The organism is Erythrobacter fulvus (assembly GCF_028595285.1).
In the GTDB taxonomy this organism is placed as follows: Bacteria; Pseudomonadota; Alphaproteobacteria; order Sphingomonadales; family Sphingomonadaceae; genus Erythrobacter; species Erythrobacter fulvus.
Map to the genome: position 1 here is coordinate 300,395 of NZ_JAQQXQ010000003.1, position 9,112 is coordinate 309,506.

Below are 9,112 nucleotides of genomic sequence, written 5' to 3' on the forward strand. Positions count from 1 at the left end.
ATTCTTGGAGCCGAGTCGATGCTGATCCAGTCGAACGAACAGGCCGATTTCACCTATGACATGGCCAGCGACGGGGCGGGCCTGCCCGCGCGGGTCGCGATCTATGGTGAAAACGCAATCTGGCGCGATCAGGTCGCGTCCGATCTCGGCGGTGCCGGGTTTCGCACCATCGACGGTGGCAGCATTGCGGCGCTGATCGAAGGCCCGATTGCGCTGCTGGGCGACGTGGTGCTGGTGGATTGTGCTGTCAGCGGCAGCCGCGGGCTTGACGGGCTGATGCTGGCGGGACTCGCGCGGCTGGACATGCGGGTGGCGCGTTCGGGTGCGAAGCTGATCGTTGCGACGTCGATGGCGGGGCTCGATGATGTCTTCGCTGTGCTTGACCAGTCGGGCCCGCAGATACTCGTCGATCCGAGCCGTGCCGAACGCGTGGTCGCTGTCGGGCGGGTGATGGGGGAGGCGGGGGCTTCACGGGTGCGCGAAATGGCCGAGGATGATCGGCTTGCATTGCTGCGCTTGTCGCAGCAGGTCGAAGCGATCGCCCGTTCGCTCGACCGGATCTCGCAGCCCGAGCCGACAGCCGCAGCGAAGCTGGGTGAACACAAGCACGATTTTCATGGGCCTGAGCCTGTGCCTTCGGGCTTCGGCGCTTCTCACGGCAAGCCTTCGCTGCCCGATCCGCGAATGGTGCGCCAGGTGATCGCCAACCGCCAGGCACGCGCGCGTTTCTTCGATGCCGAACTGTTCGGCGATCCGGCGTGGGATATGCTGCTTGATCTCACCGCTGCGCATGGCGAAGGCACACAGGTTTCGGTCACTTCGCTGTGCATCGCTGCGGGTGTTCCCGCCACCACCGCGCTGCGCTGGCTCAGCCAGATGGTGGAAAGCGGCATTTTCGTACGGGTGCCCGATCCGTCGGACAAGCGCCGTGCCTTCATCGCGCTTAGCGAAGGCTCGCTGGCGGCGATGGCGGGTTACTTTGCCAGCCTGCGCGCTCCGGTGACGCTGGCCGCCTAATTTTCGGGACGATAGCGCAAGATCAGCGTCAGACCGGCATCGTCTGCCTCTGGTAGTGCAGCGCCATCCCGCGGCCGTCGTGCCGCATCGGCGCGGGCGCGGGCGAGGATTGCTGGGGGAACCTGCCCGTCGAGCAGTAGCATGTCGGCTTCGCCCAGCAGTCGCGCCTGTCGCAAGGTCAGTTCTTCGGGATCGGGGCTGGAAAGCGTGATCTCGACCATCTCACCCGTGGCTGGATCCACACTGCCCGCAGCCCAGTCAGTCACCCGTTCATGCGCCAAAGGATCGAAGGGGTCGAGGACGCCGCCTTCGCGCAGCGCCGTGTCCACCGCTCTGCGCCGTTCTGCTCCGTCAGGCAAGCGCCCCCGCAACACCGGTCGGACTGCCTCCAGTGCCTTCGCCAGCAACCCTAAGGTATCGGGTAAAACCCGCTCCAGCCGCAACCGCACATGCTTGGCCAGACCCGCCGAGGCGCCGCCCGTGCCGATCGCCACCAGCAGCGGATCGCGATCGAGAATGCTCGGGGTGGTGAAATCGCAAAGCTCGGGCCGGTCGACGACATTGACCAGCATCCCCGCACAGCGCGCATTGATCGCCGCAACCTCGCAGGCCCGCGCGTCCTCGTAGGCGATGAAGGCGAGCCGCACGCCTTCGTCGATGGCGCGGGCCAGATCGTCCACCACCACCCCGCCAGCGCGCTCTACCAACCGCCGCTTGGGCTCGGCGGCGGGGCCATCGCCCAGCACAAGCACATCCTGTCCCGCAATCTGGTGGAACAGCGGCAGGCTGGCGATCCGGCTCATCGTGGCTTTACGCCAGCCATTCCGGCACGCGCTCGGCGTCCATGATCGCGCCTGCCTCGATCCGGTCGGCAACCACGGCAAACCTGTCGCCATCAACCAGCACCTCGGCCACGAAGCCGCGCGAATTGTATGATGAGGCCATGGTCGCCCCGTAAGCGCCCGCCGTGCGGAACACGGCGAGATCGCCTGCAACAAGCGCATCGCATTCGCGGCCCATGGCGAAGGTGTCACCGGTTTCGCAGATCGGGCCGACGATGTTCGCCGTCATCCGCGCTCCCTTGGGTTCGACCGCCTCGAAATGGTGGTACGCCCCATAAAGGGCAGGGCGGGCCAGATCGTTCATCGCTGCATCGACGATCACGAAGGGATCATTGATCCCGCGCTTCACCCGCACCACACGGGTCAGCAGGACCCCCGCATTGCCCGCGATCACCCGGCCCGGTTCGAAGATCAGGGTCACGCCCCAGTCCTTCGTCACCCGCGTGACCATTGCACCGTACTCGGCGGGGGCAGGGAGCACTTCTCCCACGCGATAAGGCACACCCAGCCCGCCGCCGAGATCAACATGGCTGATCGTATGACCGGCGCCGCGCAGCGCCGTCACCAGCGCGCCGAGCTTGGCAAAGGCGGCTTCCAGCGGTGCCAGATCGGCCAGTTGGCTGCCGATATGCACCGCGACGCCGCGCAGGTTCACACCCGGCAGGCCGGCGAGCTTGCCGAAGATCTGGCCCGCTTCGCTGATGGGCACGCCGAACTTGTTATCGGCCTTGCCGGTCGAGATCTTGTCATGCGTGCCGGCGTCCACATCCGGATTGATCCGCAACGCGCATTGCGCCGTCATGCCGCGTTCGGCGGCGAGGGCGGCAAGCTCTATGCCCTCTTCCTCGCTCTCGATATTGAACTGACCGATCCCGGCTTCCAGCGCCGCGACCATTTCCGCCGCCGTCTTGCCCACGCCGGAGAACACGATTTTCCCGGGCGCGATCCCTGCCGCAAGCGCGCGGCGCATTTCGCCCACCGATACCACGTCTGCACCCATGCCCTGCGCGCCTAGCACCTTCAGCACAGCGAGGTTGGGATTGGATTTGACCGCGAAGGCGATCAGTTTGTCCGGCACATCGGCCAGCGCTTCGCGAAACACCTGCGCATGGCGTTCCAGCGTCGCGCGCGAATAGACATAGACGGGGGTGCCCACCTCCGCCGCGATACGCGGCAGCGGCACGTTCTCGGCGTGCATCACGCCGTCCAGATAAGTGAAATGGTCCATCGTTCTTTTCGTTATTCGGGTGGCAGGTCGAAAGGATCGTCCTGGCGTTCTTCGGAGCGGCGGCGCAATTCCACGCTGCGTTCCGGCGCCGCCAGCGCATCGCGGCGGAGCAATTCGTCGGCGCTTGGCGGGGTGGTCGCGCCAGTTGGAGCGACCGGCAAGCTTGCACCCGCAGGCGGGGTGAGCGGCGCGCGCGAGCCGCAGGCGGCAAGCAGCATCGCACCGGCGAGCAGAATCACGATCCGCATCATTCCTCCATTCCCAGCATCGCCCGGGCGCGTTCGACCTGCAAACGGACCTGATCGGGTGCGGTTCCACCATGGGATGCCCGCGCCGCGACCGAGGCGTCGACCGACAGCGCGGCATAAACTCGTTCGTCGATCCGGGTATCGATCGCCTTCAGGTCGTCCAGCGGCAACTGGTCTAGCGCGATTCCCCGGCTTTCGGCCAGTTTGACGGCACTGCCGGTGATGTGGTGCGCCTCGCGGAAGGGAATGCCGGCCTCGCGCACCAGCCAGTCGGCAAGGTCGGTCGCGGTGGCGTAGCCCAGTTCGGCGGCGGCGCGCATCCGGGTGGTATTGAAGGTGCTGCCCGCAATCATCCCGGCCATCGCTGCAATGCTGAGGCCCATCAGGCCCGCTGCCTCGAATACCGGGGGTTTGTCGTCCTGCATGTCCTTCGAATAGGCCAGCGGCAGGCCTTTCATGGTGATCATCAGGCTGGTGAGGCTGCCGATCACCCGCCCGGCATGGCCGCGCACCAGTTCCGCCGCGTCGGGGTTTTTCTTTTGCGGCATGATCGATGAGCCGGTGGAAAGGCTGTCGGGCAGGCGGATGAAACCGAAAGGCTGGCTGGCCCACAGGATCAGTTCTTCCGCAAGGCGCGAGAGGTGCAGTGCGGCAGACGAGCAGCACCACAGAAAATCGAGCGCGAAGTCACGGTCGGATACAGCGTCCAGCGAATTGGCGGTGGGCCCGTCGAAACCGAGCGCCGCAGCGGTCATTTCACGGTCGATCGGAAAGCCGGTGCCCGCCAGCGCTGCCGAGCCCAAGGGGCACTCGTTCATGCGCGCCCGCGCATCGGCGATCCGCGCGCGATCACGCCGGAACATCTCGAAATAGGCCATCAGGTGGTGGCCCAGCGTAACGGGCTGCGCGGTCTGGAGGTGCGTGAAGCCAGGCATGATACTGTCCGCATGTTCGCCCGCCCGGGTGACTAGCGCACGCTGGAGCGCGGCCAGCCCTTCGTCCATCTGGTCGAAGGCGTCGCGCACCCACAGGCGAAAATCGGTCGCCACCTGATCATTGCGGCTGCGCGCGGTGTGGAGCCGCCCAGCAGCGGGACCGACCAGTTCGGCGAGCCGCGCCTCGGTGGTCATATGGATGTCTTCAAGATCCCAGTTTTCGGGAACGCCGTCACGTTCATATTCTGCAGCGACCTGATCTAGCCCGGCGCTGATGGTGGCGGCATCCTCTGCCGAAACGATGCCCTGCGTCCCCAGCATTGCGACATGCGCTTTGCTGGCGGCGATATCCTGTCGCCAGAGCGCCTTGTCGAACGGGATCGAGGCGTTGATTTCGCGCATGATCGCGCTAGGGCCGTCAGCGAAGCGTCCGCCCCACATCGCGTTGGTCGCACCATCTCCGGAGCCCGTCATGTCCCGATTGCCGCTCATTTCCGCCGTTTTGCTCCTGCTTCTGGCGGGTTGCGATAGGCCCGCCGAAGCGCCAGCGCAACCGGCTGAGACAGGCGCGGCTTCGGGCGAGGTCGTGCGGCAATTCGCGGGCACCCCGCTTCCGGCGATGACCTTTGCCGATCCGGCGGGTAACAGCCTCGATCTGGGGGCGCAGGACGGGCCGGTGCTGATCAATCTGTGGGCCACATGGTGCGCGCCCTGCGTGGTCGAGATGCCGCAGCTCGATGCGCTTGCCGCAGAGCTGGAGGGCGAGGTGCGCGTCATCACCGTCAGCCAGGACCTGCGCGGGGCCGAAGCGGTGACGCCCTTCTTTGCCGAGAAGGGCTTTTCCAGGCTCGAACCCTGGCTCGATCCCGAAACCAGCCTGTCGGCGCAATTCACGCCCGAAGGCGCACTGCCGCTGACGATCCTGTTCGATGCTCAGGGCAGGGAAGTGCTGCGGGTTGCGGGCGGTTACGAATGGGATAGCCCCGAGGCCATCGCGCTGATCCGCGAAAGCCTGGCTACCAAATAGCTAAAGCGTGGTGGTCTGCCCGCCATCGACCTTGATCGCGCAGCCGGTGATGAAGCTGGCGCGCGGGGAGGCGAGAAACGCCGCAAGGTCGCCGAATTCCTCCGGCCTGCCGAGGCGCCCTGCGGGGATCGCCGCAACCGATTTGGCGCGCAGTTGCTCTGCGGTCATGCCGCTGCGTTCCGCCATCGCGGCGTGCAGGCTCTCCAGCCGGTCGGTCGCGATCTGGCCGGGGAGGAGCAGGTTCACCGTCACGCCGTCCGCCGCAACCTCGGCGGCGAGCGTTTTGCACCACGAAGCCAGCATCGCGCGCACCGCATTTGACAACACGAGGCCGGGGATCGGTGCTATCACGCTGGTAGAAGCGACCGCGAGAATCCGCCCGAAGCCGCGTTCGCGCATTGTGGGCAGGAATGCCTGTGCAATCGTCAACTGGGCGTTGAACATCCGGTCCATCACCGCAGAAAAATCGGCAGGTGTGGTGGTTGCCGCCGGGCCGGGCGGAGGGCCGCCGTGGTTGAGCACGAGGATATCGGGCGAAAGGCCCAAATCGCGGACGGCGGCGATAATGGCTTCCGGCGCGGCGGGATCATCAAGATCGGCGGCGATATGGTGGAAGCCCTCCGCATCGCCCGCAGAGCGCGCAACGGTAATGACCTTTGCATCTTCATCGGCAAGTGACTGGGCGATGGCGCGCCCCAGACCCTTGCTCGCGCCCAGCACTAGCGCCGTCTTGCCTTCAAGCTGCAGATCCATAGCGATTCTTCCTCCCGATCGGTGTTTTCCTGCCCGAAAGCTGCGCGGCACGCGCCTGATCAAATGGGCGGGGAACAGGGCAGGGATCCATCCACGAAAGGGTGTGGTTTATGAAAGCAGAAACATTTCCCCCGCAGAAGCATAGTTCAGTCTCAGTTGCTGCGCAGTGCGGAGTGCCCGACCTTTGGCCAGCGTATCCGTTGTATGACGCGCCAAGTGCGCGCCGGATTGTTCCGGCCTTGATTGACCGATAGACCCCAAGCCGTAAACCGCGAGAGAGGCCAGCCTATGCCCGGCAGTCAGGACTTTACCCCCGATACCCGCAACGAGGCCGTGCTTGCGCTCCTCAACGGACAGCTGGTTCCGGCGCGTGACGCTCAAGTTTCGCTGTTCGATGCCGGTTTCGGGCTGGGTGACGGGGTCTGGGAAGGTCTACGCCTGCACAAAGGCGCGCTGCTGTTTCTCGAAGCCCATCTCGATCGCCTGTATCATGGCGCCGCCGCATTGCGCATAGACATTGGCATGACCCGCGCGGCCTTGACCGCCAGCCTTTGGGAGCTGCTGCGTGCGAACGGGATGGAGGACGGGGCGCATCTGCGCCTGATGGTGACGCGTGGGCGCAAGTCGACGATCAATCAGGATCCGCGCTTCGCGAGTGGCAAGCCCACCATCGCGGTCACCGCCGAGTTCAAGCAGCGTATGGCCGAGGCGCGGCCGTTGGCGCTGGCAATGTCCTCGATCCGCACCTCGCCGCCCGAGATATTCGACATGCACCTGAATACCCACAGCCGGTTGAACTACATCCGCGCGCTGCTCGAAGTGATGGACACAGGCGCGGACGAGGCGATCATGCTCGATCATCGGGGCTTCGTGGCAAGCTGCAACGCGACGAACCTGTTCTGGGTGAAAGACGGAACGGTGTTCACCTCGCGCGATGACTTCTGCTTCAACGGCATTACCCGGGGCAATGTGATCGCGCTTTGCAGGGACGGGGTGGCCCCCTTGCAGCAGGGCGATTGGGGGGCGGATCATCTGCTCGCCGCCGACGAGGTGTTTGTTACCGGCACCATGGGCGGGGTCACCCCTGCTGGCAGCATCGATGGCGACGCCTTGAAATCGGCGCCCGGGCCCGTCACGATCGCAATCCGCGAAGCCTATGAAGGGCTGAAAGACAGCTATGCCAGGGAGCACGCAGCGCAATGACGATCCGGATCGCCATGTGGTCAGGCCCGCGCAACCTGTCGACGGCCATGATGCGCGCCTTCGAAAACCGTGCCGATTGCGTCGTTAGCGACGAGCCCTTCTATGCTGCCTACTTGGCGGCGACCGGTCTCGACCACCCGATGCGGGACGAGGTGCTCCGTTCCCAACCCAATGACTGGCAGGATGTTGCGGCGCAGCTTGCCGGGCCTGCGCCCCAAGGCGCCGGAAATAGCGATGCGGCGGTCTGGTATCAGAAGCATATGACCCATCACATGCTGCCTGAATTCGGCCTCGACTGGACGGGGGGTTTTCGTCACGCTTTCCTGATCCGCGCACCCGCCCGGGTGCTAAACTCCTATGTCGCAAAGCGCGAAGAGGTGGCGCTGGCCGACATTGGCCTGATGCGTCAGGTGGAGTTGTTCGACAGGTTCGCGGAGGAGACCGGCGCGGCACCTCCGGTGGTCGATAGCGACGAACTGCTGCGCGATCCGGAAGGCGTGTTGCGTCGTCTGTGCACGGCCCTTGCCATTCCGTTCGACCCGGACATGCTTCACTGGCCCAAGGGTCGGAGGGCAAGCGACGGTGTCTGGGCGCCGGCATGGTATGCCTCGGTTGAGCAAAGCACCGGCTTTGCCGTTCAATCCGGCTCCGATCTGCCGTCCTTGCCCGAGCACCTCCAGCGCATCGCCGATGCTGCGCTTCCCTATTACGAGCGGCTCGCGGCTTATCGAATTCCCGTCTAGCCTGCAGGATGGCATGAAACAGGGTGCTTGGGGCACGATGCCGGGAGCTGCCAAAGTCGCGCCGGTGGCCTTGAAGCGATAACGGCTATCTTCGACGCGGCAGCGACGCCTCTATGCTCCTTTGGAGGCACGACAGTGATTGGCGAAATGACCGGCAGCAGGGCGCATTGCTGACCTTCTGGTTTGCCCACCGCGATCGACCGCTTTCGGCTAAAACGGACATCGATCGCTGAAGATCTGAGCGGCGAAGACTAGTCTACAACTGCGGACTCTGCTGCGGGCTCTCGATCGAGAATGTCGCCCGGCTCGCACTCGAGAAACTCGCAGATTTTGTCGAGTGTTTCGAACCGGATTCCCTTGACCTTGCCCTGACGCAGCAGGCTGATGTTCTGTTCCGAAATGCCGATGGCCGCGGACAATTCCTTGGCTTTGCGCTTGCGCAGCGCGAGCATCACGTCAAGGCGCACCACGATCGGCATCAGACGATGCTCGCGCTATCTTCAGCGACAAATTTCGCTTTGGCAAAGATCGATGCGAATACCAGCAATGTGCCCCCCAGAAACAGTGAAACCAGCTGCGGAGACGAAACCATGAAATAGGCGGTTCGTCCACTATCCTCAGGGGTGCGGATGACAGATGCAAGCGTGTTGAAAGCGATTTCCTGAATGGCGACCGCGACAACCGTCCATGCGAAAAACCGCGCGGCGTCCTGACCGGCCCCCGCTGAGTGGTCCGCGTTGATTGTTATTGCAAGATTTCCTCTGGCGTCATGGCTGGCCGCGAGTGGAACGAAGCGGAACCGGCGGACAGCCATGGCGCCGTCGCCGTTTCCGGGACCGGTGGTTGGTAGCCTAGTGGGCTGTGCGGTCTGATGGTGTTGTAATTCCACCGCCAGGCTTCGATCAGGATCTAAGATTCGGCCAGAACGTAACAGATCTCTCTGTTCAGGAGCGCTTAAAGCGAAGTGAGCATAGTCATCATTGGGAGTCTCTTGTCCTGACCGGCCCCCACTGAGTGGTCCGTATTGATTGTTAGTTCAAGATTGTCTCCGGCGCCATGGCTGTCCGGAGGTGGAGCGTAGCGGAACCGGAGGGCAGCCATGGCGGCGTCGCCGTT

General features: G+C 64.4%; 10 protein-coding genes and 1 pseudogene. 4 read left to right on the forward strand and 7 right to left on the reverse strand.

Translation table 11 applies throughout. From position 1 onward, the window contains the following. The first annotated feature begins 18 nt into the window (after positions 1 to 18). Entirely contained in the window at positions 19 to 1,017 is a 999-nt protein-coding gene (locus OIK40_RS05855) for a MarR family transcriptional regulator (protein ID WP_273676964.1), read from the forward strand. On the opposite strand, the gene OIK40_RS05860 is transcribed toward OIK40_RS05855, so the two are convergent. Genes OIK40_RS05860 through argH form a run of 4 tightly spaced genes read right to left on the reverse strand, consistent with a single transcriptional unit; the run spans position 1,014 to position 4,711 of the window. Continuing rightward, positions 1,014 to 1,820, reverse strand: a complete 807-nt coding sequence (locus OIK40_RS05860) for a precorrin-2 dehydrogenase/sirohydrochlorin ferrochelatase family protein (protein WP_273676967.1) — start codon at positions 1,818 to 1,820, stop codon at positions 1,014 to 1,016. The genes OIK40_RS05855 and OIK40_RS05860 overlap by 4 nt on opposite strands. 7 nt (positions 1,821 to 1,827) lie before the next feature. After that, positions 1,828 to 3,087 (reverse strand): diaminopimelate decarboxylase, encoded by a 1,260-nt coding sequence (lysA, locus tag OIK40_RS05865; RefSeq protein WP_273676969.1) that lies wholly within the window; start codon positions 3,085 to 3,087, stop codon positions 1,828 to 1,830. Between the two features lie 11 nt (positions 3,088 to 3,098). Then, entirely contained in the window at positions 3,099 to 3,338 is a 240-nt protein-coding gene (locus OIK40_RS05870) for a hypothetical protein (protein WP_374211786.1), read from the reverse strand. Next, entirely contained in the window at positions 3,335 to 4,711 is a 1,377-nt protein-coding gene (gene argH / locus OIK40_RS05875) for an argininosuccinate lyase (RefSeq protein ID WP_273676998.1), read from the reverse strand. Before argH ends, OIK40_RS05870 begins: the two co-directional genes overlap by 4 nt. A gap of 145 nt (positions 4,712 to 4,856) precedes the next feature. Here argH and OIK40_RS05880 point away from each other — a divergent pair, with 145 nt between their 5' ends. Continuing rightward, a complete protein-coding gene (locus tag OIK40_RS05880) occupies positions 4,857 to 5,297 on the forward strand; it encodes a TlpA family protein disulfide reductase (RefSeq protein ID WP_273676972.1) in 441 nt (146 codons plus the stop codon). On the opposite strand, the gene OIK40_RS05885 is transcribed toward OIK40_RS05880, so the two are convergent. Then, positions 5,298 to 6,050 (reverse strand): SDR family oxidoreductase, encoded by a 753-nt coding sequence (locus tag OIK40_RS05885; RefSeq protein ID WP_273676974.1) that lies wholly within the window; start codon positions 6,048 to 6,050, stop codon positions 5,298 to 5,300. It abuts the gene before it with no gap. 288 nt (positions 6,051 to 6,338) lie between these two features. Between OIK40_RS05885 and OIK40_RS05890 the strand changes: the two genes are divergently transcribed. Both OIK40_RS05890 and OIK40_RS05895 read left to right on the forward strand, forming a co-directional pair. Next, positions 6,339 to 7,253 carry an aminotransferase class IV gene (locus OIK40_RS05890; RefSeq protein ID WP_273676975.1) on the forward strand — a complete coding sequence of 305 codons (915 nt, stop codon included), beginning with the start codon at positions 6,339 to 6,341 and terminating at the stop codon, positions 7,251 to 7,253. Next, positions 7,250 to 7,996 carry a sulfotransferase-like domain-containing protein gene (locus OIK40_RS05895; protein ID WP_273676976.1) on the forward strand — a complete coding sequence of 249 codons (747 nt, stop codon included), beginning with the start codon at positions 7,250 to 7,252 and terminating at the stop codon, positions 7,994 to 7,996. Before OIK40_RS05890 ends, OIK40_RS05895 begins: the two co-directional genes overlap by 4 nt. Positions 7,997 to 8,247: 251 nt before the next feature. Here OIK40_RS05895 and OIK40_RS05900 read toward each other — a convergent pair whose 3' ends face one another. Both OIK40_RS05900 and OIK40_RS15095 read right to left on the reverse strand, forming a co-directional pair. Further along, the gene (locus tag OIK40_RS05900; RefSeq protein ID WP_273676977.1) at positions 8,248 to 8,475 is read right to left on the reverse strand and encodes a helix-turn-helix domain-containing protein; all 228 of its coding nucleotides are present in this window, start codon (positions 8,473 to 8,475) and stop codon (positions 8,248 to 8,250) included. Between the two features lie 265 nt (positions 8,476 to 8,740). Continuing rightward, a pseudogene (locus OIK40_RS15095) lies at positions 8,741 to 8,947 on the reverse strand (integrase core domain-containing protein); the annotation flags it as partial. Positions 8,948 to 9,112 lie beyond the last annotated feature (165 nt).